We start from the raw sequence: 23,969 nt of genomic DNA, 5'->3' as shown, positions 1-23,969 counted from the left end.
CGAACGGTCACCACCACCACCTGGCGGGAGGCGCGGCCTGCGTCGGTGGACCGGCCTACGATTGCAGGATGGCAGCGGATCGTTCGGGAATGCACGCGCCCACCACGGGTGGTCGCGCCGGTCTCGCGCAGGGTTCCGTCCCGCTCGCCGTCCGGATGCGCCCCACCAGCCTCGACGAGGTCGCCGGTCAGCAGCACCTGCTCGGCCGGGGTTCGCCCCTGGTGCAGCTGGCCACCGGCACGCGTGAGAACCCCGGCGGGGTCTCCGTGATCCTGTGGGGCCCGCCCGGCACCGGCAAGACCACGCTGGCACAGGCCATCGCCCGGCAGTCCGGTCGCGAGTTCGTCGAGCTCTCGGCCGTGACCGCCGGCGTGAAGGACGTGCGCGAGGTCATGGAGAAGGCCCTGACCCACCGCGACCTGTACGGGTCGACCACGGTGCTGTTCCTCGACGAGATCCACCGGTTCAGCAAGGCCCAGCAGGACGCCCTGCTGCCCGGGGTCGAGAACGGGTGGGTGATCCTGATCGCCGCCACCACCGAGAACCCGTCGTTCTCGGTGATCTCGCCGCTGCTGTCCCGCTCGCTGCTCCTGACGCTCAAACCGCTCACCGATCCCGACCTCGGCATGCTCGTCGACCGCGCGGTGGAGGACCCCCGCGGGCTCGGCGGTGCCGTCGTCCTCGGTGACGAAGCCCGCAGTGCGATCATCCGCCTCGCGTCCGGCGACGCCCGACGTGCCCTCACCGCGCTCGAGGCAGCGGCGGCGTCGGCCACCGCCGCACAGGACGAGGACGACGAAACGGTGCCCGTCGTCGACGCCGACACCGTCGCCGCCGCGGTCGACCGGGCCCTGCTGCGTTACGACCGACAGGGCGACGAGCACTACGACGTCATCAGCGCGTTCATCAAGTCGGTGCGGGGGAGCGACGTCGACGCCGCCCTGCACTACCTCGCCCGGATGATCGAGGCCGGCGAGGACTCCCGGTTCATCGCGCGGCGGATCATCATCTCCGCGTCCGAGGACATCGGCATGGCCGACCCGCAGGCGCTGCCCATCGCGGTCGCCGCGGCCCAGGCCGTGCAGCTCATCGGGATGCCCGAGGGGCGGATCCCGCTGGCCGAGGCGGTCGTGTACCTGGCGACGGCGCCGAAGTCGAACGCCGCCTACAACGGCGTGAACCAGGCCATGGCGGACGTGAAGGCGGGGCGCATGGGCACGGTCCCGATGCACCTGCGCGACGCGCACTACGCCGGGGCGAAGCGCCTCGGGCACGGCAAGGGGTACGTCTACTCCCACGACGCCGAGCACGGTGTCGCCGAGCAGCAGTACCTGCCCGACGCCCTCGAGGGCACCGAGTACTACACGCCGACGGCCAACGGCTACGAGCGCGAGGTCGGGCCGCGGCTCGAACGACTCCGGAAGATCACACGCGGGCACTAGTGGCGGTGCTTCTGCGCTCGCCCCGATGCTGCTAGCATTGCCGGGCCTACGTCCTGGTCCTCGAGCACGGCTGCGTCGAGGACAGAGTGCCACTCCGGTGGTACGGGGGCAGAGGTTCGGACTGTAGCCGTCCGATCCCACAGGCTCATCCCTCTGGATCCCGTCGTCGGGGCCACCGGCACTCGCGTGCCCGGCTTCCGGTGAGTATTCAGTTCGAACAGAGAAAAGGACCCTGTGTCTACCAAGTCACGTACCCGCAGCAAGACCCGCCTGTCGCGCGCACTCGGCATCCCGCTGACGCCGAAGGCTGCCCGTTACCTCGAGAAGCGCCCCTACGGGCCCGGTGAGCACGGCCGGACGCGCCGTCGTGCGGACAGCGACTACGCCGTCCGCCTCCGTGAGAAGCAGCGTCTGCGCGCCCAGTACGGCATCCGCGAGAAGCAGCTCCGCATCGTCTTCGAAGAGGCCCGCAAGACGAAGGGCCTGACCGGTGAGAACCTGGTCGAGCTCCTCGAGCAGCGCCTCGACGCCCTCGTGGTCCGTGCCGGCTTCGCCCGCACCACCGCGCAGGCCCGTCAGTTGATCGTGCACCGCCACATCCTGGTCGACGGCAAGCTCGTCGACCGTCCCTCCTTCCGCGTCAAGGAGGGCCAGCTGATCCACGTCAAGGCGAAGTCCGAGTCGATGGAGCCCTTCCAGGTCGCCGCTGCCGGTGGCCACCAGGAAGTCCTCCCGAAGGTCCCGGGCTACCTCGAGGTCGAGATCGAGAAGCTCCAGGCCCGCCTCGTGCGTCGCCCGAAGCGCGCCGAGGTCCCCGTGACCTGTGAAGTGCAGCTCGTCGTCGAGTACTACGCAGCTCGCTGATCCACTGATCACGCCCGAACGGCGGGTCGTCCTCTCGAGGGCGACCCGCCGTTCGGCGTTCCGGCACCGGCGACGCTTCGCAACACGCCGTCGTCTCGGCGACGCCCCTCCGGGTGCGCGAGACGCCTCTGGTTTCGGCGGCGTCCTGCCGACACGACGGCGTCTTGTGTGGGGCAGTGGACGTGAGCAGGGCGGAGGGGAGGCGCGGGGTGCGCCGTGCGCGCGGCCTCCAGCCCGGCCCCTGGTCGGTCCGCAACACGCCGTCGTCTCATCGACGCGCCTCCGGGTGCGCGAGACGCCTCTGGTTTCGGCGGCGTCCTGCCGACACGACGGCGTCTTGCGGACGGGGACGCGCGGAAGTGCCCGGCGACTAAGCTTGTCCGGGCATGCACCGCCCGGGTGCACAGAGGGAGAGGCACCGTGAAGCAGCTGTTCTTCGTCGCCGTCGGCATCGTCATCGGGTTCGCCGTCGCACACCGGGTCGCCCAGACCTCCGGTGGCGCCCGGCTCTTCGCCGAGGTGAACGCCAAGACGAAGGCCTTCACGGGTGCCGTCGCGGACGGCTACCGGTCGCGCGAGGCCGAGCTCCGTACCGACGTCTGAGCGCTCCGACCGAGCAGCCACGACCCTCCTCCACCCACGACCTGAACCCAGGAAGCACCATGCAGACCGCAGAGATCCGCCGCCGTTGGCTCCAGTACTTCGGTGACCGCGGCCACACCGTCGTCCCGTCCGCGTCCCTCGTCTCCGACGACCCGTCGCTCCTCTTCACGGTCGCCGGCATGGTGCCGTTCATCCCGTACCTGACCGGTCTCATCCCGGCGCCGTTCCCGCGGGCGACGAGCGTGCAGAAGTGCATCCGCACGAACGACATCGAAGAGGTCGGCAAGACCCCGCGCCACGGCACGTTCTTCCAGATGAACGGCAACTTCTCGTTCGGCGACTACTTCAAGGAGCAGGCGATCCAGTTCGCCTGGGAGTTCCTGACCAAGCCGGAGACCGACGGTGGGCTCGGCTTCTCGCCCGACGACCTCTGGGTCACCGTCTACGAAGAGGACGACGAGGCGATCGGCTTCTGGAAGCAGCACTCGTCGCTGCCCGACGAGCGGATCCAGCGGCTCGGCAAGGACACCAACTACTGGTCGACCGGACAGCCCGGACCCGCGGGTCCCTGCTCGGAGATCTTCTTCGACCGTGGCCCCGAGTACGGCATCGACGGCGGCCCGGCGACGGACGACGACCGCTACGTCGAGATCTGGAACCTCGTCTTCATGCAGTACCAGATCGCCGACGTGCGGTCGAAGTACGACTTCGAGATCACCGGCGAGCTGCCGAACAAGAACATCGACACCGGCATGGGGCTCGAGCGCGTCGCCTTCATCAAGCAGGGCGTCGACAACATGTACGAGATCGACCAGGTGCGCCCGGTGCTCGACCGCGCGGCCGAGATCTCCGGTCGTCGCTACGGCGCCGTGCAAGAGGACGACGTGCGGATGCGCGTCATCGCCGACCACGTCCGTTCCTCGCTGATGCTCATCGCCGACGGCGTGAGCCCGTCGAACGAGGGCCGCGGGTACATCCTCCGTCGTCTGCTCCGTCGCACCGTCCGCGCGATGCGTCTGCTCGGTGTCGAGGCGCCCACGTTCCCCGAGCTCTTCCCGGCGTCCCGCGACGCCATGCGCGACGCCTACCCCGAGGTGGCGTCCGACTACGACCGGATCTCCCGCATCGCCTACGCGGAAGAGGAGACCTTCCTCCGCACCCTGGCGCAGGGCACGACCATCCTCGACGTCGCCGTCGAGCGCGCGAAGCAGGACGGCGCCCCGTCGATCGGCGGCGACACGGCGTTCCTGCTGCACGACACCTTCGGGTTCCCCATCGACCTGACGATGGAGATGGCCGAGGAAGCCGGGGTCCACGTCGACCGCACGGCGTTCGAGACCCTGATGTCCGAGCAGCGTGCCCGGGCGAAGGCCGACGCGAAGAGCAAGAAGACCGCGATCGCCGACCTGAGCGTGTACAGCGCGTTCCGGGCCAAGGGCGAGACGACGTTCCTCGGCTACGACGCGCTCGAGGCCGAGACGCGCGTGCTCGGCATCATCGTCGGCGGTGTGAGCGTCGACCGTGCGGTCGCCGGTGACATCGCCGAGGTCATCCTCGGCGAGACCTCGCTGTACGCCGAGTCTGGCGGCCAGGACGCCGACCAGGGCTCGATCGTCGGCAACGGGTTCGACCTCGAGGTCCTCGACGTCCAGCGACCGGTCTCCGGGCTGTGGAGCCACACCGTGCAGGTCCGCTCCGGCGAGGTCGGTGTCGGCGACGCCGCGAGCACCGTCGTCGACGCGGAGTACCGCCGCGGTGCGACCCAGGCGCACTCCGCGACGCACCTGGTGAACGCGGCCCTCCGCGACATCCTCGGGCCGGAGGCGCTGCAGGCCGGTTCGTACAACAAGTCCGGCTACATGCGCCTCGACTTCTCGTGGTCGCAGCCGGTCTCGCTCGAGACGCGCTCCGAGATCGAGGAGGTCGTGAACACCGCGATCCGCACCGACCTCGAGGTCTCCACGCGCATCCTGCCCATCGACGAGGCGAAGGCCCTCGGGGCGCAGGCCCTGTTCGGTGAGAAGTACGGCGCCGAGGTCCGCATGGTCGACATCGGCGGCCCGTGGTCCCGCGAGCTCTGCGGTGGCACGCACGTCGCCTCGAGCGCGCAGATCGGGCTCGTCAACCTGGTGGGGGAGTCGAGCGTCGGTTCGACGAACCGCCGCGTCGAGGCGCTGGTCGGGCTCGAGGGGTTCCGCGACCTCGCCGTCGAGCGCACGATCGTGTCGCAGCTCTCCAGCGCGCTCAAGGCTCCCCGTGCCGACCTGCCGGCCCGCGTGCAGAACCTGATGGAGGACCTCCGGTCCGCCCAGAAGAAGCTCGCCGAGTACGAGTCGGCGAACCTGCAGCAGCGCGTGCCCGCAATCGCCCGGAACGCCACCACGGTCGGTGCAACGACCGTGGTCGCCGAGACGGTCGACGGGCTGCAGTCCGGCGACGACCTGCGCTCGCTCGCCACCGGCGTCCGCGGCCAGCTCGGTGACGGCGCAGCCGTCGTCGTTCTCGGTGCCGTCGTGGGCGGCAAGCCGATCGTGATCGTCGCGACCAACGACGCCGCCCGTGCTGCGGGCGTGCAGGCGGGCCCCCTCGCGAAGGAGGCCGCCGGCGTGCTCGGTGGCGGTGGCGGTGGCAAGCCGGACCTGGCGCAGGGCGGCGGGACCGACGCGGCAGCGCTCCCCGCGGCGCTGCGTGCCGTGACCGCACGGCTCGCGGGCTGACCGTGGGCATCCGGTCCGGGCGGCGGCTCGGCGTGGACGTCGGACGCGCCCGGATCGGGGTCGCCGTGTGCGACCGCGACGGCCTGCTGGCGACGCCGGTCGAGACCGTCCGTCGCGACGACTCGAAGGACCTCCGGCGCATCCTCGAGCTCGCGGACGAGTACGACGTGCTCGAGGTCGTCGTCGGACTGCCGCTGTCCATGTCGGGTGGGGACACGGCCTCGACCGAGGACGCCCGCGTGTTCGCGGCCCGGATCGCGGCACGTCGGCCGGTGCGCCTGGTCGACGAACGACTGTCGACGGTGACCGCCCAGCGAGGGCTGCACCAGGCCGGGAAGAACACGAAGAAGTCCCGGGCCGTGATCGACCAAGCAGCCGCTGTTATCATTCTGCAACACGCGCTCGACCACGAGCGCAGTGCCGGTGCCCCTCCGGGCACCACGCTTCCCTGACAGGGCTGCCCGGTACCGCACATGGGTGCTCTCGTCGTCAGCTGTGAGGACGACGGTGCCCAGGTGGAGTTCCCGACCGAGAGACCGAGGACGTTGGCAGACGATCTGGACTGGAACGCGATCATCGCGCCCGGCAACGACGCCGAGCGGCGGAAGGCGACTTCCGACCGCACGACAGGCACCGATGACCGCGACGACGCTGGTCCGGTGACCCCACCGCCGGCGCCTCCGATGTCCCGACGCGAAGCCCGCGCCCTCGAGGCCGAACGGGCCCGCGTCGCAGCGACCGAGGAGCCGCCGGCCGCCGAACGGACCACCGAGGCCCCGGCAGCCGCACGCGGCGAACGCCCGGCGTCCCCCGCCGACGCACCGATCGCCACCCGACCCGAAGACCTGCACCCCGAGGTCGCCGCACTGCTGACCGGCGAGCTGCCGACCGAGCCCGCGGTGACCGCCGCGGCCGGCGGATCCAACGCCCACGGGACGGACGACGGTGACGCGACCGGCGGCGGTGGTGCCGCGGGAGGCGGCGGACGCGGGGGACGAGGCGGCGGAGGACGCGCCTCCAGGCCGCCCCGCGAGCCACGGCCGAAGCGCCGGCGCGGACCGCTCGTCGCGGGGCTCGTCATCGTCGCTGTCGTGCTCGCTGCCGGGGTCGGGGCGTACACGTTCGCCGCACCCAAGATCCAGCAGCTCATCGCGGCGATCAGCGGCGCGCAGGAGCCCGACGACTACACGGGCGACGGCACCTCGAAGGTGACAATCACCATCAAGCAGGGCGACATCGGCGAGAACGTCGCCGCGACGCTGCAGCGCAGCGGCGTCGTCAAGGACTCGAAGGTGTTCTACAAGCTCCTGCTGGCCTCGCCGGACGTGCAGTTCCAGCCCGGTTCGTACGCGCTGAAGAAGCAGATGAGCTCGAAGTCGGCGCTGGCGGCCCTGCAGGACAAGGACAACCGCGTCCAGGCGTCGATCATCATCCCGGAGGGCACGGCACTCGCCGACATCAAGGCCGGGATGGTCTCGAAGGCCGGCCTGACCGAGAAGCAGGTCGACGCGGCCGCGAAGGACCTGTCGGCCTACGACCTGCCGTCCGGCGTCACGACGCTCGAGGGCTGGCTCTTCCCCGCCACCTACCCGATCAACCCGGGCTGGACCGCCGAGCAGTACTTCAAGTCCATGGTCGACACCATGAAGGAGCACCTGGCCGCCGCCGGCGTCAAGGAGGCCGACCAGGAACGCACCATCGTCTTCGCGTCGCTGGTGCAGAAGGAAGCCGGTCTCGCGGCCGACTACCCCAAGGTCGCCCGCGTGTTCCAGAACCGCCTCGACCAGGGGATGAAGCTGCAGTCCGACGCCACGGTCGCGTACGGCACGGGCAACACGCACACGGTGACGACCACGGACGCCGAGCGTGCGGACGCCTCGAACGAGTACAACACCTACGTGCACGAGGGGCTGCCGCCCGCACCGATCTCGAACCCCGGGGACATCGCGATCAAGGCCGTGACGAACGAGGCCCCGGGCAAGTGGCTGTACTTCGTGACGGTCGACCTGGAGTCGGGCAAGACCGTCTTCTCGGACACCTACGACCAGCACCTGGTGGCGGTCGAGCAGTTCCGGTCCTGGCTGCGGGCGCACCCCGAGTACCAGTAAGCGACGACGTCGCACGGACGAACGCTGTGGGAGGATTGCGGCATGCTTCGTTGGTTGACTGCTGGTGAGTCCCACGGACCCGAACTGATCGCCATGCTCGAGGGCCTGCCCGCGGGTGTCCCGGTGTCGTTCGAGTCCATCCGTGCCGATCTCGCGCGCCGCAAGCTCGGCTACGGCCGTGGCTCGCGGATGAAGTTCGAGCAGGACGAGCTGCACGTGTCCGGCGGTGTCCGGCACGGCTACTCGCTCGGCAGCCCCATCGCGATCCGCATCGGCAACACCGAGTGGCCGAAGTGGGTCGAGGTCATGAACCCCGAGCCGATCGAGTCCACCGAGATGTCCCGCGGGCGGAGCGCGCCGCTCACCCGACCGCGTCCGGGTCACGCCGACCTGGTCGGCATGCAGAAGTACGGCTTCGACGAAGCGCGCCCGATCCTGGAGCGTGCGAGCGCCCGCGAGACCGCCGCACGCGTGGCGCTCGGTGCCGTCGCCAAGTCGTTCCTGGCCGAACTCGGCATCCGCTCGGTGGCACACACCCTGCAGGTCGGGACCGTCCGGGTCCCCGACGGCACGGACCTGCCGCTGCCCGACGACGTGGACCGCCTCGACGAGGACCAGCTGCGCTGCTTCGACGCCGAGACCTCCGCACGCATGGTCACCGAGGTCGAGGCCGCGAAGAAGGACGGCGACACCCTCGGCGGCGTCGTCGAGGTGCTGTTCTACGGTGTCCCGCCGGGCCTCGGCTCGCACGTGCACTGGGACCGCCGGCTCGATGCCCGCCTCGCCGCGGCGATCATGGGGATCCAGGCCATCAAGGGGGTCGAGGTCGGTGACGGCTTCGCGACCGCCGGCCGCCGGGGCTCCGCCGCGCACGACGAGCTGTACCGCGAGGACGGCGAGATCTACCGCACGAGCGACCGCGCCGGCGGGACCGAGGGTGGGATGTCCACGGGCACCGTGCTGCGCGTCCGCGCCGGGATGAAGCCGATCGCGACCATCCCGCACGCCCTGCACACGGTGGACGTCGTCTCCGGTGAGGACGCCTCGGCGCACCACCAGCGCTCGGACGTCTGCGCCGTGCCGGCTGCGGGTGTCGTCGCCGAGGCGATGGTGGCCCTGGTGCTCGCCGACGCAGTGCTCGAGAAGTTCGGCGGCGACAACGTCGTCGAGACGAAGCGCAACCTCGACGCCTACCTCGCCGCGATCCCGGAGACCCTGCGCACGCGCCGGACCGAACCGTCGGCGACGTCGACCGACCTGTGAGCACCGACGTCCGACGCGCCGACGCGCCCGTGGTCGTCATCGGCCCGATGGGCGCCGGCAAGTCGAGCGTCGGCAAGCGGGTGGCGAAGGCCCTCGGCGTCCCGTTCACGGACACCGACCGGGTCATCGTGCGCGAGCACGGGCCGATCCCCGGGATATTCGCCGACCGCGGTGAGCCGGCGTTCCGCGCGCTCGAGGCCCAGGCGGTCCGGGCAGCGCTCGCCACCGGCGGCGTGATCGCCGTGGGTGGGGGAGCCGTCACCCACGCGGACACCCGGCAGGCCCTGAGCGGGGCGCGCATCGTCCTGCTCACCGTCTCGCCCGAGGCCGTCGCCGACCGGATCGCCGGGTCCGACCGGCCCCTGCTGGCGAACGGCGGGATCGACGCCTGGCAGACGATCATGGACGAGCGGGCCGCCACCTACGCCGAGCTCGCGCACGTCGTGGTCGACACGTCCCGCCGGCCGATGTCCCGCGTGGTCGACGAGGTCGTCACGTGGCTGCGCAGCACGACCACCAGCACCACCAGCACCGAAGGAGCACCGTGACCGAGTCGACCCTGCCCGCCGGGACCACCGAGATCCGGGTCGGCGGTGACGACGGCTACACGGTGGCCGTCGGCACGGACCTGCTCGGCGCCCTGCCCGCGATCCTGGGCCCGCGCGTCGCCAAGGTCCTCATCGTGCACTCGCCGACGCTCGGTGCCCGGGCGAACGAGCTCCGGGCGCTGCTGGTCGAGGCCGGGCTCGAAGCCCTGATCGCCGAGGTCCCCGACGCCGAGGGTGCCAAGCGCGTCGAGGTCGCGGCGTTCTGCTGGCAGATCATGGGGCAGGCCGACTTCACCCGCACCGACGCGGTGATCGGCCTCGGTGGCGGCGCCGTCACCGACCTGGCCGGCTTCGTCGCCGCGACCTGGCTGCGCGGTGTGCCGTACGTGGCCGTCCCGACCAGCGTGCTCGGCATGGTGGACGCCAGCGTCGGCGGCAAGACGGGCATCAACACGAACGAGGGCAAGAACCTGGTGGGCGCCTTCTACGCTCCACGTGCCGTCGTCGTGGACCTCGACCTCGCCCGCACGCTGCCGCGCAACGAGATCCTGACCGGGTTCGCCGAGATCGTGAAGGCCGGGTTCATCGCCGTGCCCGAGATCCTGGACATCGTCGAGGCCGACGTCGACCGGGTCACCGACCCGACGACCCTGGAGTTCCGCCGGGTCGTCGAGCTGGCCATCGCGCTCAAGGCCGAGGTCGTCTCGGACGACTTCACGGAGCAAGGGCGACGCGAGATCCTGAACTACGGGCACACCCTCGGGCACGCGATCGAGCACGCCGAGCGGTACCAGTGGCGCCACGGCGCAGCGGTGTCGGTCGGCATGGTGTTCGCCGCCGAACTCGCCCGACTCACCGGGCACCTGGACGACGCCACGGTCGACCGGCACCGGGCGATCCTCGAGTCGCTCGAACTGCCGACCTCGTACGGCGTCGGGCGCTGGCAGGGGCTGCTCGCCACCATGCGTCGTGACAAGAAGGCCCGTGCCGGCATGCTGCGGTTCATCATCCTGGACGGCGTCGGCAAGCCCGTCGTGCTCGAGGGCCCCGAGGACCACCTGCTCTTCACCGCCTACCAGGAGGTCGGCGTCTAGCCACCCCGGTCAGCGCAGGACCCGGCGCGTCCTGCGCCACCACCAGGTGACGCGCGTCGAGACGGTGACCACACCGGTGCGCTGGGATTCCCGCCATTCGTCGACGGTGGCGCCGTGGTCCCAGGCGAAGAGGACGTCGTCGTCCTCGTCGAGGTCGGGCGCGTCGGGGAGCGGTCGCAGGAACGACATCAGTCGGAGGCCCTTCGTTCGTCGTCGTCATGTGCCTGGTCGGCGCTGGCTCGCCTGCGGAGCGCTCGGCTCGCGAGTCGGCGATCGGCCTTCGACCACCACGGTACGGTCTCCAGGTCTCGGAGCACCGTTGTGGAAATGTCGTATGTGTTCATGTCCGGCCGCTGCGTGACGGCCCAGGTGAACCGAAGCCAGGCATGGTCACGATCGGACGTCCGTCGACTCTGGAACGCCCCGAAGCAGCTGACGACGGCCGCGACGATCGCCGCTCCGGCGGCGATGCACGCCGCGGTCAGTGCTGTCTCCACAGCACGAGTGTCTCGCTCCAGGACCGAGCCCCGCGCCGGGCCCGCGCCGACCTGTGGAAGCCGCGCCGGGCCTCCAGGCTGTGGAGGAGGATGGGCGGCGCGACGGACCGGGCCACCCGCACGCTGCGGACCCAGCACCGGGGAGCAGACTGGCGGGCGTGCCCACCCCACCCCGACTGAGCGACCTCTCCGGCCCGCGCGATGCCGACACCGGCACCCTGCGCTCCCGTGGTCGACGCTTCACGGAACTCCTCTCGATCGCCCGCCGCCACCACCTGGTGCCGTTCCGTCGTCTCGACTTCTCGCACGACCCGGCCACCTCGGAGCTGCGTCGCGACCAGGCCGAGCACCTGCGCCGGGCGCTCGAGGAAGCCGGTGGCGGGTTCGTGAAGATGGGCCAGCTGCTCTCCACCCGCGACGACCTGCTGCCCGAGGAGTGGACCGAGGGACTCGCCCACCTGCAGCGGAACGTCACGGCGGCGCCGGCGGACGAGGTCCGTGCGCTCCTCGAGCAGGAGCTCGGCGCCCCGGTCGACCAGGTCTTCGCGACCTTCGACCCGGTGCCCGTCGCAGCGGCGTCCATCGCGCAGGTGCACCGCGCGCGGCTGCCCGACGGCACCGCGGTCGCCGTCAAGGTGCAGCGGCCGGGGATCGACGCAGCGGTGCGCCGCGACGTGGACATCGCACTGCGGGTCGTCCGGTTCATGGCCCGGTGGTCGACCGAGGCGCGACAGGTCGGCGTGCAGGACATCGCCGGCCAGTACGCGGACGACCTGATCCGGCAGGTCGACTTCGTCTCCGAGCTCCGGAACCTCACCGCGCTGCGTGCGGCCCAGGCCCGCAGCGCGCGTCCGGACGAGGTCCGGTTCCCGGATCCCTACCCGGACCTGTCCGGCCGGCGTGTGCTCGTGATGGAGTTCCTGGAGGGCGACACGCTCAGCGCGATCCGCGCCGAGCGTTCGGAGCGCGACCTCGACGCGCCGATGCGCGCCATCCTCCGCGCCTTCCTGCGCCAGGTCGTCTTCGACGGCCTGTACCACGCGGACCTGCACCCGGGGAACGTCCTGGTGCTGCCCGACGGGCGGCCCGCGTTGATCGACTTCGGATCGGTCGGGAGGCTCGACCCGGGTCTCCGGGACACGGTCCAGGACCTGTTGGCCGCCTACCTGCAGGACGACACGTCCCGGATCGCCGATGCGGTCCTGCGGATGGCACCCGTGCGCGATGCGCACGACGAGCCCGACTTCCGTCGTGACATCGCCCGCTTCGTCGCAGACGAGCTCGGCCCGGGTGCGCGCATCGGTGTCGACACCGTGGACGACGCGGTCGAGGTCTTCGGGCGGTACCGGTTGAAGCCGCCGCCGGACTTCGTCGCCGCGGCCCGTGCCCTGGCCATCTTCGAGGGCACGCTCCGCACGCTCGCGCCGTCGTTCGACCTGCTCGAGGAGTCCCGCGGACTCGCCCGGGAGCAGATCACCGACCAGCTCCGGCCGGGCAAGCTCCGCGACCTCGCGGCGAAGGAGCTGCTCGGCGTCGTGTCGGCTGCCCGTCGCCTGCCCCGCCGGGTGGACCGCATCGGCGAGGCGATCGAGACCGGCCGGTTCACGGTGAACATCCGGCTCTTCGCGGACAGCCGCGACCGGCAGCTCGTGTCCGGCATGATCCGGCGCATCCTGCTCGTGCTGCTCGGCGCGGGAGCGGGGATCCTGGCGATCGTCTACCTGTCGTTGCCGGCGCGACCGACGGCGGCCCTGTCCACGGGGGTCGCGGGCGGGTTGCTCGGGGGAGCGGCGGTGGTGCTGCTCGTCTGGGCGGCGATCGACGCCTGGCTCGCCCGACGGCGACGCTGACCGCGGCGCGCACCGCTCCGGCCGCCGGGCGGGCGTCCGCTACACTCGTCCGGGGCCGTCCGCGGCCCGAGGACACTTCACAACACGACCGAACGGGACACCGACGACTCATGGCCAGTACCACAGACATCAAGAACGGCGCCGTTCTCATCATCGACGGCCAGCTGTGGTCGGTCGTCGAGTTCCAGCACGTCAAGCCGGGCAAGGGCGGCGCGTTCGTCCGCACGAAGCTCAAGAACGTCGTCTCCGGCAAGGTCGTCGACCGCACGTTCAACGCCGGCGCGAAGATCGACACCGCGACCGTCGACCGTCGGGACTACCAGTTCCTCTACGAGGACGGCGACTCCTACGTGTTCATGGACACCGACACCTACGACCAGATCCCGGTCTCCGCGACCGTGGTCGGCGACGCCAAGAACTACCTGCTCGAGTCCGCGATGGTCACCATCGCGATGAACGAGGGCAACCCGCTGTACGTCGAGCTCCCGACGTCGATCGTCACCGAGGTCGAGACCGAGCCGGGCCTGCAGGGCGACCGTTCCTCCGGCGGCACCAAGGACGCGACCATCATCGCGACCGGCCACCGCATCCAGGTCCCGCTGTACCTGGAGAGCGGCACCCTGGTGAAGATCGACACGCGCGACGGCAGCTTCCTCGGCCGCGTCAACTCCTAGGCGCTGACCGTATGAGTGCTCGTTCGAAGGCCCGCAAGCGCGCCCTCGACATGCTGTACGTGGCCGAGGTGCGCGAGCTGCCGATCGCGGACGTGCTCGCCACCGAGACGGTCCGGCACCTGGACCAGCCGGAGCGTGCCTCCAGCTGGGACTACGCGCGTCAGATCGTCACCGGTGTCGACGATGCTCGTCACGAGATCGACTCCGTCATCGTCGACCACGCCCAGGGCTGGTCGATCGCCCGGATGCCGGTCCTCGACCGCTGCATCCTCCGGATGGCCGTGTGGGAGCTCCGGTTCAACCCGGAGGTGCCCGACGCCGTCGCCATCGCCGAGGCGGTCGAGCTCGCGCAGTCGCTGTCCACCGAGGACTCGGCGGGCTTCGTCAACGGCGTGCTCGGGGCCGTCGCCGGCGGTCGTGCACCGTCCGGTCGGACGGTCGCAGGAGACCAGGAGTCCCGGTAGGGTTGACCACGTCAGCATCCTTTAATGCCGTCCAGTGAGGCGGGGAAGGGGGTCGACGTGGGAACCAGAACGGTCCTGCAACAGCCCGACATCACGCGTGCCCTGACACGCATCGCGCACGAGATCCTCGAAGCCAACCACGGGGGCTCGGACCTCGTGCTCCTCGGCATCCCGACCCGCGGCGCCGTCCTGGCTGAACGCCTCGGCCGGATCCTGGCCGGCATCGAGCCGGAGTGGTCCTCGGCCGCCGGCGGCATCGGGACGGAGCGTGTCGGCACGCTCGACGTCACCATGCACCGCGACGACCTCGGCCACGGCATCGGCCGTGCACCCCACCGGACGGTGATCCCGGCCGGCGGCATCGACGGCAAGGTCGTCGTGCTCGTCGACGACGTGCTGTACTCCGGCCGCACCGTCCGCGCCGCGCTCGACGCGCTGCAGGGCATCGGGCGGCCGCGTGCCGTCCGGCTCGCCGTGCTCGTCGACCGCGGCCACCGCGAGCTGCCGATCCGTGCGGACCACGTGGGCAAGAACCTGCCGACCGCGTCCGACGAGCGGGTCACGCTGCACCTGGCCGAGACCGACGGCGACGACACCGTGTTCATCGAGCAGGGGGTGGCGTGATGCGGCACCTGCTCTCCACCGCCGACCTGTCCCGCGACCAGGCCGTCCACATCCTCGACGTCGCCGAGGAGATGGCCGAGGTCAACACGCGCGAGGTCCGGAAGCTCCCGGCCCTGCGCGGCAAGACCGTGGTGAACCTGTTCTTCGAGGACTCCACGCGCACGCGCATCTCGTTCGAGGCCGCCGCGAAGCGCCTGTCCGCCGACGTCCTGAACTTCGCCGCGAAGGGCTCGAGCGTCTCGAAGGGCGAATCCCTGAAGGACACCGTGCAGACCCTCGGCGCGATGGGCATCGACGGCATCGTCATGCGCCACGGTGCATCGGGCGCGCCGCGGGTGCTCGCCGACGCCGACTGGATCGACGTGCCGGTGATCAACGCCGGTGACGGGACCCACGAGCACCCGACGCAGGCGCTGCTCGACGCCTTCACCATGCGCCGCCGCCTGCACGGCGCCGGCTCGCGCGGCCAGGGCCTCGACGGCGTGCGCGTCCTGATCATCGGCGACGTGCTGCACAGCCGTGTGGCCCGGTCGAACGCCTGGCTGCTCCGGACCCTCGGCGCGAGCGTGACCTTCGCCGCGCCGCCGACGCTGCTGCCCGCCACACCGACCCCCTTCGGTGCCGCGGTGCACCACGACCTCGACACCGCCCTGGCCGAGGACCCGGACGTCGTCATGACGCTCCGCATCCAGCAGGAGCGGATGAACGACGCCTTCTTCCCGAACCCGCGCGAGTACACGCGGCACTGGGGCCTGACGGCGGCGCGCTTCGGTCGGCTGTCCGAGCGCACGCTGATCATGCACCCCGGTCCGATGAACCGCGGGCTCGAGATCGCCGGCGTCGCCGCCGACGACCCCCGTTCGACCGTCGTCGAGCAGGTCGAGAACGGCGTCTCGGTCCGGATGGCCGTCCTCTACCTCGCCCTGACGGGCAGTGCCGGCACCGGCACCGACGCGAAGGAGTCCGCCGCATGACCGCTCACCTGATCCGTGGCGCGCAGCTGGTCGACGGCTCGCGTGCCGACATCCGTCTGGAGGGTGGGCGCATCACCGCGGTCGGGTCCGGTCTCGACACGGCCGGCGCCGCCACCGTGGACGCGGACGGCCTCATCGCCCTGCCCGGCCTCGTGGACCTCCACACGCACCTGCGTGAGCCCGGCCACGAGGAGTCCGAGACCGTCCTCACCGGCTCGCGTGCCGCGGCCGCCGGTGGCTTCACCGCCGTGAACGCCATGGCCAACTCGAGCCCCGTCGCGGACACCGCCGGGGTCGTCGAGCAGGTCCAGGCCCTCGGTGACGACGCCGGCTACGTGACGGTCCGCCCGATCGGCGCCGTGTCACAGGGGCTGCAGGGCACGCACCTGTCCGAGATCGGCGCGATGGCGACGTCGCGTGCGAAGGTCCGAGTGTTCTCGGACGACGGCTCGTGCGTGGCCGACCCGCTGCTCATGCGCCGCGCACTCGAGTACATCAAGGGCTTCGGTGGGGTGCTCGCGCAGCACGCCCAGGAGCCCCGGCTGACCATCGGCGCGCAGATGAACGAGGGCCGACTGTCCTCGGAGCTCGGCCTCGCCGGGTGGCCCGCCGTCGCGGAAGAGGCGATCATCGCCCGCGACGTCCTGCTCGCCGACCACGTCGGAGCACGCCTGCACGTCTGCCACGTCTCGACGGCCGGCAGCGTCGAGGTCCTCCGGTGGGCGAAGTCCCGCGGCATCGACGTCACGGCCGAGGTCACCCCGCACCACCTCGTGCTCACCGAGGACCTCATCGCCGGCCACGACGGTGCGCCGGGCTACGACGCCCGCTACAAGGTGAACCCGCCGCTCCGCGCCCGCGAAGACGTCGAGGCGCTCCGCGCGGCCCTGGCCGACGGCACCATCGACATCGTCGCGACCGACCATGCGCCGCACACCGCCGAGGCGAAGTGCTGCGAGTGGCCCGCCGCGGCGAACGGCATGGTCGGCCTCGAATCCGCGCTGAGCGTCGTGCAGGCCGCCGTGGTCGACGACGGCCGGCTCGACTGGGCCGACGTCGCCCGGGTGCTGTCCGAGGCGCCGGCGCGGATCGGCCAGGTCGAGGGGCACGGGCAGCGGATCGCCGCGGGCGCCCCCGCCGAGATCACGCTCTACGACCCGTCGGCCAGCCGGGAGTTCGCGGTCACCGACCTCGCCGGGCAGTCGCAGAACTCGCCGTACCTCGGCATGACCCTGCCTGGCCGGGTCGTCGCGACCTTCCACCAGGGGTACGCGACGGTGCTCGACGGCCGGGTCGTCGACGCGGACACGATCGCGGCCCACGCCGCGGCGCTCCGGACAGGGGCGCGCGCATGAGCGGCGACGCGCAGCGCTGGCTCCTCGGCGCGGTGATCCTGCTCGCGGTCGCCGCCCTGTTCGTCGCGATGGCGCGCACCTGGCGGACGCGGACCAGGAAGCAGGCGGAAGCCGTGCCTCCAGTCCGGGTGCCGGCCGACCTGGCACCGGCGGTCGGGTCGTGGGACGGGTTCACCGTCGCGACGACCCGCGCCGACCAGCCGTTGGAACGCATCACCGCAGGCGGCCTCGGGTTCCGCGGCCGCGGCGGGGTGACGGTCCACGCGACCGGCGTGGTGATGCGCCTCGCCGGTACCGACGACCGCTGGATCGCGCGCGACGCGGTCCGCGGCGCCGACCGCTCCACGTGGGCGATCGACCGAGTGGTCGAACCCGGGGGACTGGTCCGTCTGCGATGGACGGCGACCGGCGCCGCAGGTGCGACGGACCTGGACACCTACTTCCGGTTCCCGGAGGGCGACGCAGCCGCGCTGCACGCCCTGCAGGGACTGACCGAGACCGGGCCGCAGGCGACTGCGGCCGATGCTCCGCGAACCGCGGGCGAAGGGAAGAAAGCATGACACGCGAACGGGCCGTCCTGGTCCTCGAAGACGGCACCCGGTACGACGGCTGGGCCTACGGCGCCCGTGGGCGCACGCTCGGCGAGGTGGTCTTCGCGACCGGCATGACCGGCTACCAGGAGACGCTGACCGACCCCTCCTACGCCGGACAGATCGTGGTGCAGACCGCGCCGCACATCGGCAACACCGGGGTGAACGACGAGGACCCCGAGTCCCGTCGCATCTGGGTCGCCGGGTACGTGGTGCGCGACCCCAGCCGCGTGGTGTCGAACCACCGCGCGAACGCCACGCTCGACGACCACCTGGTGCGCGACGGCATCGTCGGCATCTCCGGCATCGACACCCGCGCACTCACCCGCCGCATCCGTGACGCCGGCGCCATGAAGGGCGGCGTCTTCAGCGGTGCGGACGCGGCGCTGTCGGCCGAGTCGCAGCTGGACGCGGTCGTGTCGCAGGCGACGATGGCCGGCGCGAGCTTCTCGGCGGTCGTGTCCACCCCGGAGACCTACGTCGTCCCCGCCGTCGGCGAGCAGATCGGCACCCTGGCCGTGCTCGACCTCGGCGTGAAGGCCTCGACCACCCGGTACCTCGCCGCCCGCGGCTTCGAGGTGCACGTGGTGCCGCAGGACATCTCCGCTGCGGAGCTGGAAACCCTCGCACCGGACGCCCTGTTCTACTCGAACGGCCCCGGCGACCCCGCCGCGTCGGACGCACAGGTGGAACTGCTGCAGGACAGCCTGCGCTCCGGCCGGCCGTTCTTCGGCATCTGCTTCGGCAACCAGCTGCTCGGCCGCGCGCTCGGCTTCGGCACCTACAAGCTGCCCTTCGGCCACCGCGGCATCAACCAGCCGGTGCTCGACACGATCACCGGCAAGGTCGAGATCACGAGCCAGAACCACGGCTTCGCGGTCGACGCGCCCCTCGGCGAGGTCCTCGAGTCCCCGGCCGGGTTCGGTCGGGTCGAGGTCTCGCACTACTCGCTGAACGACAACGTGGTCGAGGGCCTCCGCGCGCTCGACGTGCCGGCGTTCAGCGTGCAGTACCACCCCGAGGCCGCCGCCGGACCGCACGACAGCATGTACCTCTTCGACCGGTTCGCGGACATGGTGCGCGAGCGTCGCGACGGGGAGCCGCTCGACGCGGCCACCGCCGATGCCACGACCCCCGCAGCAGACATCACCAAGGAAGCGAACTGATGCCCAAGCGCGCAGACATCAACTCCGTCCTCGTCATCGGCTCCGGCCCGATCGTCATCGGTCAGGCCGCCGAGTTCGACTACTCCGGCACCCAGGCGTGCCGTGTCCTCCGGGCCGAGGGCGTCCGGGTCATCCTGGTCAACCCGAACCCGGCGACGATCATGACCGACCCCGACTTCGCCGACGCGACCTACATCGAGCCGATCACGAACGCGTCGCTCGAGGAGATCATCCGCATCGAGAAGCCGGACGCCGTCCTGCCGACCCTCGGCGGCCAGACGGCCCTGAACGCGGCCATCGCGCTCGACGAGGCCGGCATCCTCGCGAAGCACGGCGTCGAGCTCATCGGTGCCAAGGTCGAGGCGATCCAGCGCGGCGAGGACCGCCAGCTCTTCAAGGAGCTCGTCCTCGAGTCCGGCGCCGACGTCGCCCGCAGCCACATCGCGCACACGTTGGAGGAAGCGAAGGAGTTCGCGAAGGACCTCGGGTACCCGCTGGTCGTCCGTCCGTCCTTCACCATGGGTGGCCTCGGCTCGGGCTTCGCCTACAACGAGGCCGAACTCGTCCGCTTCGTCGGTGACGGGCTGCAGTCCAGCCCGACGACCGAGGTCCTGCTCGAGGAGTCCATCCTCGGCTGGAAGGAGTACGAGCTCGAGCTGATGCGCGACAACTACGACAACACCGTCGTCATCTGCTCCATCGAGAACGTCGACCCGGTCGGTGTCCACACCGGTGACTCGATCACGGTCGCCCCCGCGCTGACGCTGACCGACCGCGAGTACCAGAACATGCGGAACATCGGCATCGACATCATCCGTCGCGTCGGCGTCGACACCGGTGGCTGCAACATCCAGTTCGCCGTCGACCCGTCGAACGGCCGCGTCATCGTCATCGAGATGAACCCCCGCGTGTCCCGCTCGTCGGCCCTCGCGTCGAAGGCCACGGGCTTCCCGATCGCCAAGATCGCCGCGAAGCTCGCGATCGGCTACCGGCTCGACGAGATCGAGAACGACATCACGAAGGTCACCCCGGCGAGCTTCGAGCCGACGCTGGACTACGTGGTCGTGAAGACCCCGCGGTTCGCGTTCGAGAAGTTCCCGGCCGCCGACGCCACCCTCACCACGACGATGAAGAGCGTCGGCGAGGCGATGGCCATCGGCCGGAACTACGCCACGGCACTGCAGAAGTCGCTGCGCTCGCTCGAGAAGCGCGGGTCGAGCTTCCACTGGGACACCCCGGCGGCCGAGCTCGACAAGGACGCCCTGCTGGCGAAGTCGTCGATCCCGACCGACGGCCGCATCGTCACGGTCCAGCAGGCGCTGGTCGCGGGCGCCACCGCGGACGAGGTCTTCGAGGCCACCAAGATCGACCCCTGGTTCATCGACCAGATCGTGCTCATCAACGAGGTTGCCGACGAGGTCCGGGCCGCCGACCCCCTCGACGCGGACACGATGCGCTGGGCGAAGGAGCACGGCTTCAGCGACGCCCAGATCGCGAGCCTGCGCAGCACGGATGCGGCACCGGTCTCCGAGCAGCAGGTCCGTGACGAGCGGCACGCCCAGGGCATCCGACCGGTCTTCAAGACGGTCGACACCTGCGCGGGCGAGTTCCCCGCCCTGACGCCGTACCACTACTCGTCGTACGACACCGAGACCGAGATCACGCCGAGCGACCGCAAGAAGGTCGTGATCCTCGGCTCCGGCCCGAACCGCATCGGACAGGGCGTCGAGTTCGACTACTCCTGCGTGCACGCGTCCTTCGCGCTGAGCGCCGCCGGGTTCGAGACGATCATGATCAACTGCAACCCCGAGACCGTGTCGACCGACTACGACACCTCGGACCGCCTGTACTTCGAACCGCTGACCGCCGAGGACGTCCTCGAGGTCATCGAGGCCGAGGCCGCGTCCGGCGAACTCGTCGGCGTCGTCGTGCAGCTCGGTGGACAGACCGCCCTCGGCCTGGCGAAGCCGCTCGAGGCTGCGGGCATCCCGATCCTCGGCACCAGCCCCACCGCGATCGACTCGGCCGAGGAGCGCGGACAGTTCTCCGCCATCCTCGACGCCGCCGGGCTGCTCGCGCCGCGGAACGGCACCGCCCACGACCTGGCCAGCGCGACCACGGTGGCCGAGGAGATCGGGTACCCCGTCCTCGTCCGCCCGTCGTTCGTGCTCGGCGGCCGCGGCATGGAGATCCTCTACGACTCCCCGTCGCTCGCGGACTACTTCGACCGGATGGCCGACCAGGCGATCATCGGCCCGGAGCTCCCGCTGCTGGTCGACCGGTTCCTGGACGACGCCGTGGAGATCGACGTCGACGCGCTCTTCGACGGCGAGCGGCTCTACATCGGCGGCATCATGGAGCACCTCGAAGAGGCCGGCATCCACTCCGGCGACTCGGCCTGCACCCTGCCCCCGGTCGGCCTCGGCCGCGCGGAGATCCAGGGCGTCGTCGACGCGACCGAGAAGATCGCCCGCGGCATCGGTGTGCAGGGCCTGCTCAACGTCCAGTTCGCCATCGGCGCCGGCGTGCTCTACGTCCTCGAGGCGAACCCGCGCGCCAGCCGCACGGTGCCCTTCGTCTCGAAGGCGCTCGGCATCCCGCTGGCCAAGGCCGCGTCCCGCATCATGACCGGCACCACGGTCGCCGAGCTCGTCGCCGAGGGCATGCTGCCCGAGCGTGACGGGGCGTTCGTCCCCGCACAGTCGCCGGTCGCCGTGAAGGAGGCCGTGCTGCCCTTCCGTCGCTTCCGCACCCGTGAAGGCCAGGTCGTCGACTCGGTGCTCAGCCCCGAGATGCGCTCCACCGGCGAGGTCATGGGCATCGACCGCGACTTCCCGCGGGCGTTCCTCAAGTCGCAGGACGCCGCGTACGGCGGCCTGCCGACCAGCGGCACGGTCTTCGTGAGCGTCGCCGACACCGACAAGCGCGCGATCGTGCTGCCGGTGCACCGCCTGCAGCAGCTCGGCTTCACGATCATCGCGACCGAGGGCACGGCGGAGATCCTCCGCCGCAACGGCATCGAGGTCGGGATCGTCGGCAAGTACAGCCAGGGCGGCGAGAGCGTCGTCGACCTGCTCGCCAGGGGCGAGGTCGACATCGTCATCAACACGCCGTCGGGTGCCGCCGGTCGTGCGGACGGGTACGAGATCCGTGCGGCCACCGTCGCGGCGGACAAGCCGCTGTTCACGACGATCGCGCAGATCGGGGCGGCCGTCGCGGCGATCGAGACGATCGGTTCGCCGCTCAACGTCCGCAGCCTGCAGGACTACGCGCTCGAGCGCGCGACCTGGTGACGGCTGCCAGCGTGGCAACGACCTGGTCGGGAGGCCCGGCCTCCTTCGGTGACCGCCTCGCGTCCGCCATGGGGGAGCGTTCACCGCTCTGCGTCGGGATCGACCCCCACGCCGCCACCCTGGCGGCGTGGGGGCTCGCCCGCGACGAGCGGGGCCTGACGGCGTTCGGCGCGACCCTGGTCGATGCGGCCGCCGGCCGCGCGGCGATCGTGAAGCCGCAGGTCGCCTTCTTCGAGGCGGCGGGGGTGGCGGGCTACCGTGCGCTCGACGCGACGATCCGCCGGGCACGCGATGCGGGCCTCCTGGTCGTCGCCGACGTGAAGCGAGGCGACATCGGCACGACCGGTGACGACTACGCGCTGGCGTGGCTGGACCGCGACGGGCCGTTCGCGGCCGACGCGATGACGGTGTCGCCGTACCTCGGGTACGGCTCGCTCCGGGGCACGATCGACGTCGCGCGCCGGAACGGTGCCGGGGTCTTCGTGCTCGCGGCGACGAGCAACCCCGAGGCGCGGGTGCTGCAGACCGCGGTGCTCGCCGAGGGACCGCGTACCGGCCGGACGGTCGCGGCCGGTATCGTCTTGGACGTGGCAGACGACAACCGGTCCGTGGGTGATCAGGCCCTCGGCGACGTCGGGCTCGTGCTCGGCGCGACCCTTCACCTCGACGACTTCGGCATCGACGCGGACGCGATCGGCACCGCGCCGGTCCTCGCCCCGGGCTTCGGTGCCCAGGGCGCTCGCATCGAGGACCTCCGCGCGCTGTACGGCGCCCGTGCCGAGCAGGTGCTCGTGAGCGAGTCGCGCGGCCTGCTGACCGACGGCCCGGACGGCGTCGCGGCGCTCGTCACCGAGCGCGCCGACCGCATCCGCACCGCACTGGCGGCGGCAGCGTGACCGACGAGCACGAGGGCCTGCCCGCCCACCGGACCCCGCCAGAGGTGGACCGCGTCGCCGCGGCGAAGGCCGCCGTCGCCGCGCGACGCGCCCGGGCCGCGGTGAAGGCCGCGATCGCCTCGGGGGAGCGCTCCGCACTCGACGTCGCCCGCGCCGCGTGGGACGACTCGCTGGTCGAGACGACCTCGGCGGAACGCTCGCTGCGGGTCCGTGACCTGCTCGTCAGCCTGCCGGGGATCGGCCCCGCACGAGCCGAGGCGATCATGGGGACCCTGCGGATCGCCCCGTCGAAGCGCCTCGGTGGCCTGGGGACCCGGCAGCGGACCGCCCTGGCGGACTGGCTCGCCGCCCGCGGTCGCAAGCGTGGTGCCTCGAAGCTCATCGTGCTCGCCGGACCCACCGCGGTCGGCAAGGGCACGGTCAGCGCGCACATCCGACAGCACTACCCGGACGTCAACCTCAGCGTCTCCGCCACCACCCGGAAGCCCCGCCCCGGCGAGGTCGACGGCGTGCACTACTACTTCGTGGACGACGACGAGTTCGACCGCATGATCCGCGACCGCGAGCTGCTCGAGTGGGCGACCGTCCACAACTCGTACCGCTACGGCACCCCGCGCCCGCCGATCGACCGCGCGCTCGACGCCGGCGAGAAGGTCATGCTGGAGATCGACCTGCAGGGCGCCCGGCAGGTCCGCGACGCCATGCCCGAGGCGGTGCTCGTGTTCCTGCTGCCCCCGACGTGGGAGGAACTGGTGCGCCGGCTCATCGGCCGCGGGACCGAATCTGCGGAGGAACAAGCCCGTCGCCTCGAGACCGCGAAGGTCGAGCTGGCCGCCCAGGACGAGTTCGACGTGCGGATCGTGAACTCCGATGTCGGCACCGCGGCACGCGAGGTCGTAGACTTGTTCTCTGCGCCCTGACGGGTGCACTGACTTCGAGGAGACACC

Annotated in this window: 21 protein-coding genes; 20 read left to right on the top strand and 1 reads right to left on the bottom strand. The window is 71.3% G+C overall.

Annotated elements, in window-relative coordinates; all coding sequences use genetic code 11:
- Nucleotides 1-89: 89 nt before the first annotated feature.
- The 9 genes from DEJ20_RS10700 to aroB all read left to right on the top strand — a co-directional run bounded on the left by DEJ20_RS10700 (nucleotide 90) and on the right by aroB (nucleotide 10,639).
- On the top strand, nucleotides 90-1,442 hold the full coding sequence (locus DEJ20_RS10700; RefSeq protein WP_110891562.1) for a replication-associated recombination protein A: 1,353 nt from the start codon (nucleotides 90-92) through the stop codon (nucleotides 1,440-1,442).
- Between the two features lie 234 nt (nucleotides 1,443-1,676).
- The gene (rpsD, locus tag DEJ20_RS10695) at nucleotides 1,677-2,306 is read left to right on the top strand and encodes a 30S ribosomal protein S4 (RefSeq protein WP_017887166.1); all 630 of its coding nucleotides are present in this window, start codon (nucleotides 1,677-1,679) and stop codon (nucleotides 2,304-2,306) included.
- A 420-nt stretch (nucleotides 2,307-2,726) separates the two neighbouring features.
- Nucleotides 2,727-2,909 carry a hypothetical protein gene (locus DEJ20_RS10690; protein ID WP_027465751.1) on the top strand — a complete coding sequence of 61 codons (183 nt, stop codon included), beginning with the start codon at nucleotides 2,727-2,729 and terminating at the stop codon, nucleotides 2,907-2,909.
- A 59-nt stretch (nucleotides 2,910-2,968) separates the two neighbouring features.
- Nucleotides 2,969-5,626, top strand: a complete 2,658-nt coding sequence (gene alaS, locus DEJ20_RS10685; protein WP_111235066.1) for an alanine--tRNA ligase — start codon at nucleotides 2,969-2,971, stop codon at nucleotides 5,624-5,626.
- Between the two features lie 8 nt (nucleotides 5,627-5,634).
- Entirely contained in the window at nucleotides 5,635-6,078 is a 444-nt protein-coding gene (gene ruvX / locus DEJ20_RS10680) for a Holliday junction resolvase RuvX (protein WP_171907752.1), read from the top strand.
- 93 nt (nucleotides 6,079-6,171) lie between these two features.
- Nucleotides 6,172-7,734, top strand: a complete 1,563-nt coding sequence (gene mltG, locus DEJ20_RS10675; RefSeq protein ID WP_146245405.1) for an endolytic transglycosylase MltG — start codon at nucleotides 6,172-6,174, stop codon at nucleotides 7,732-7,734.
- 42 nt (nucleotides 7,735-7,776) lie between these two features.
- Nucleotides 7,777-8,997 (top strand): chorismate synthase, encoded by a 1,221-nt coding sequence (gene aroC / locus DEJ20_RS10670; protein WP_110858979.1) that lies wholly within the window; start codon nucleotides 7,777-7,779, stop codon nucleotides 8,995-8,997.
- Nucleotides 8,994-9,545 carry a shikimate kinase gene (locus tag DEJ20_RS10665; protein ID WP_111235064.1) on the top strand — a complete coding sequence of 184 codons (552 nt, stop codon included), beginning with the start codon at nucleotides 8,994-8,996 and terminating at the stop codon, nucleotides 9,543-9,545. The genes aroC and DEJ20_RS10665 overlap by 4 nt, the downstream gene beginning before the upstream one ends.
- Nucleotides 9,542-10,639 (top strand): 3-dehydroquinate synthase, encoded by a 1,098-nt coding sequence (aroB, locus tag DEJ20_RS10660; RefSeq protein ID WP_111235063.1) that lies wholly within the window; start codon nucleotides 9,542-9,544, stop codon nucleotides 10,637-10,639. The genes DEJ20_RS10665 and aroB overlap by 4 nt, the downstream gene beginning before the upstream one ends.
- A gap of 9 nt (nucleotides 10,640-10,648) precedes the next feature.
- Here the strand turns inward: aroB and DEJ20_RS10655 are convergent, their stop codons facing one another.
- Nucleotides 10,649-10,828: a hypothetical protein gene (locus tag DEJ20_RS10655; RefSeq protein WP_111235062.1), complete on the bottom strand. Its 180-nt coding sequence runs from the start codon at nucleotides 10,826-10,828 to the stop codon at nucleotides 10,649-10,651.
- Nucleotides 10,829-11,294: 466 nt separating this feature from the next.
- Here DEJ20_RS10655 and DEJ20_RS10650 point away from each other — a divergent pair, with 466 nt between their 5' ends.
- The 11 genes from DEJ20_RS10650 to gmk all read left to right on the top strand — a co-directional run bounded on the left by DEJ20_RS10650 (nucleotide 11,295) and on the right by gmk (nucleotide 23,942).
- On the top strand, nucleotides 11,295-12,986 hold the full coding sequence (locus DEJ20_RS10650) for an ABC1 kinase family protein (protein ID WP_111235060.1): 1,692 nt from the start codon (nucleotides 11,295-11,297) through the stop codon (nucleotides 12,984-12,986).
- A 110-nt stretch (nucleotides 12,987-13,096) separates the two neighbouring features.
- Entirely contained in the window at nucleotides 13,097-13,660 is a 564-nt protein-coding gene (efp, locus tag DEJ20_RS10645) for an elongation factor P (RefSeq protein WP_027465745.1), read from the top strand.
- 11 nt (nucleotides 13,661-13,671) lie between these two features.
- Nucleotides 13,672-14,124, top strand: coding sequence for a transcription antitermination factor NusB (nusB, locus tag DEJ20_RS10640; protein ID WP_027465744.1), 453 nt, complete (start codon nucleotides 13,672-13,674; stop codon nucleotides 14,122-14,124).
- Nucleotides 14,125-14,148: 24 nt separating this feature from the next.
- The gene (gene pyrR, locus DEJ20_RS10635) at nucleotides 14,149-14,748 is read left to right on the top strand and encodes a bifunctional pyr operon transcriptional regulator/uracil phosphoribosyltransferase PyrR (RefSeq protein ID WP_017887177.1); all 600 of its coding nucleotides are present in this window, start codon (nucleotides 14,149-14,151) and stop codon (nucleotides 14,746-14,748) included.
- Complete coding sequence (locus tag DEJ20_RS10630) at nucleotides 14,748-15,722, top strand: aspartate carbamoyltransferase catalytic subunit (protein WP_111235059.1); 975 nt, start codon at nucleotides 14,748-14,750, stop codon at nucleotides 15,720-15,722. Before pyrR ends, DEJ20_RS10630 begins: the two co-directional genes overlap by 1 nt.
- Entirely contained in the window at nucleotides 15,719-17,077 is a 1,359-nt protein-coding gene (locus tag DEJ20_RS10625) for a dihydroorotase (RefSeq protein WP_111235058.1), read from the top strand. Before DEJ20_RS10630 ends, DEJ20_RS10625 begins: the two co-directional genes overlap by 4 nt.
- Nucleotides 17,074-17,637, top strand: a complete 564-nt coding sequence (locus DEJ20_RS10620) for a PH-like domain-containing protein (protein ID WP_051596738.1) — start codon at nucleotides 17,074-17,076, stop codon at nucleotides 17,635-17,637. Before DEJ20_RS10625 ends, DEJ20_RS10620 begins: the two co-directional genes overlap by 4 nt.
- A complete protein-coding gene (gene carA / locus DEJ20_RS10615; protein WP_111235057.1) occupies nucleotides 17,634-18,833 on the top strand; it encodes a glutamine-hydrolyzing carbamoyl-phosphate synthase small subunit in 1,200 nt (399 codons plus the stop codon). Before DEJ20_RS10620 ends, carA begins: the two co-directional genes overlap by 4 nt.
- A complete protein-coding gene (carB, locus tag DEJ20_RS10610; RefSeq protein ID WP_111235056.1) occupies nucleotides 18,833-22,126 on the top strand; it encodes a carbamoyl-phosphate synthase large subunit in 3,294 nt (1,097 codons plus the stop codon). Before carA ends, carB begins: the two co-directional genes overlap by 1 nt.
- An 11-nt stretch (nucleotides 22,127-22,137) precedes the next feature.
- On the top strand, nucleotides 22,138-23,022 hold the full coding sequence (gene pyrF / locus DEJ20_RS10605) for an orotidine-5'-phosphate decarboxylase (RefSeq protein WP_258377134.1): 885 nt from the start codon (nucleotides 22,138-22,140) through the stop codon (nucleotides 23,020-23,022).
- On the top strand, nucleotides 23,019-23,942 hold the full coding sequence (gene gmk, locus DEJ20_RS10600) for a guanylate kinase (protein WP_258377133.1): 924 nt from the start codon (nucleotides 23,019-23,021) through the stop codon (nucleotides 23,940-23,942). Before pyrF ends, gmk begins: the two co-directional genes overlap by 4 nt.
- The last annotated feature ends 27 nt before the right edge of the window (nucleotides 23,943-23,969 follow it).

It is taken from the genome of Curtobacterium sp. MCSS17_005, from assembly GCF_003234225.2.
Taxonomy (GTDB): domain Bacteria; phylum Actinomycetota; class Actinomycetes; order Actinomycetales; family Microbacteriaceae; genus Curtobacterium; species Curtobacterium flaccumfaciens.
This window is presented reverse-complemented; position numbering and strand designations above follow the sequence as displayed.

Coding starts and splice junctions, on each gene's coding strand:
- DEJ20_RS10630 (WP_111235059.1), top strand. CDS start 14,748: ATGCGGCACCTGCTCTCCACCGCCGACCTGTCCCGCGACCAGGCCGTC.
- aroC (WP_110858979.1), top strand. CDS start 7,777: ATGCTTCGTTGGTTGACTGCTGGTGAGTCCCACGGACCCGAACTGATC.
- carB (WP_111235056.1), top strand. CDS start 18,833: ATGCCCAAGCGCGCAGACATCAACTCCGTCCTCGTCATCGGCTCCGGC.
- pyrR (WP_017887177.1), top strand. CDS start 14,149: ATGCCGTCCAGTGAGGCGGGGAAGGGGGTCGACGTGGGAACCAGAACG.
- efp (WP_027465745.1), top strand. CDS start 13,097: ATGGCCAGTACCACAGACATCAAGAACGGCGCCGTTCTCATCATCGAC.
- DEJ20_RS10700 (WP_110891562.1), top strand. CDS start 90: ATGCACGCGCCCACCACGGGTGGTCGCGCCGGTCTCGCGCAGGGTTCC.
- alaS (WP_111235066.1), top strand. CDS start 2,969: ATGCAGACCGCAGAGATCCGCCGCCGTTGGCTCCAGTACTTCGGTGAC.
- nusB (WP_027465744.1), top strand. CDS start 13,672: ATGAGTGCTCGTTCGAAGGCCCGCAAGCGCGCCCTCGACATGCTGTAC.
- carA (WP_111235057.1), top strand. CDS start 17,634: ATGACACGCGAACGGGCCGTCCTGGTCCTCGAAGACGGCACCCGGTAC.
- DEJ20_RS10620 (WP_051596738.1), top strand. CDS start 17,074: ATGAGCGGCGACGCGCAGCGCTGGCTCCTCGGCGCGGTGATCCTGCTC.
- DEJ20_RS10625 (WP_111235058.1), top strand. CDS start 15,719: ATGACCGCTCACCTGATCCGTGGCGCGCAGCTGGTCGACGGCTCGCGT.
- DEJ20_RS10655 (WP_111235062.1), bottom strand. CDS start 10,828: ATGTCGTTCCTGCGACCGCTCCCCGACGCGCCCGACCTCGACGAGGAC.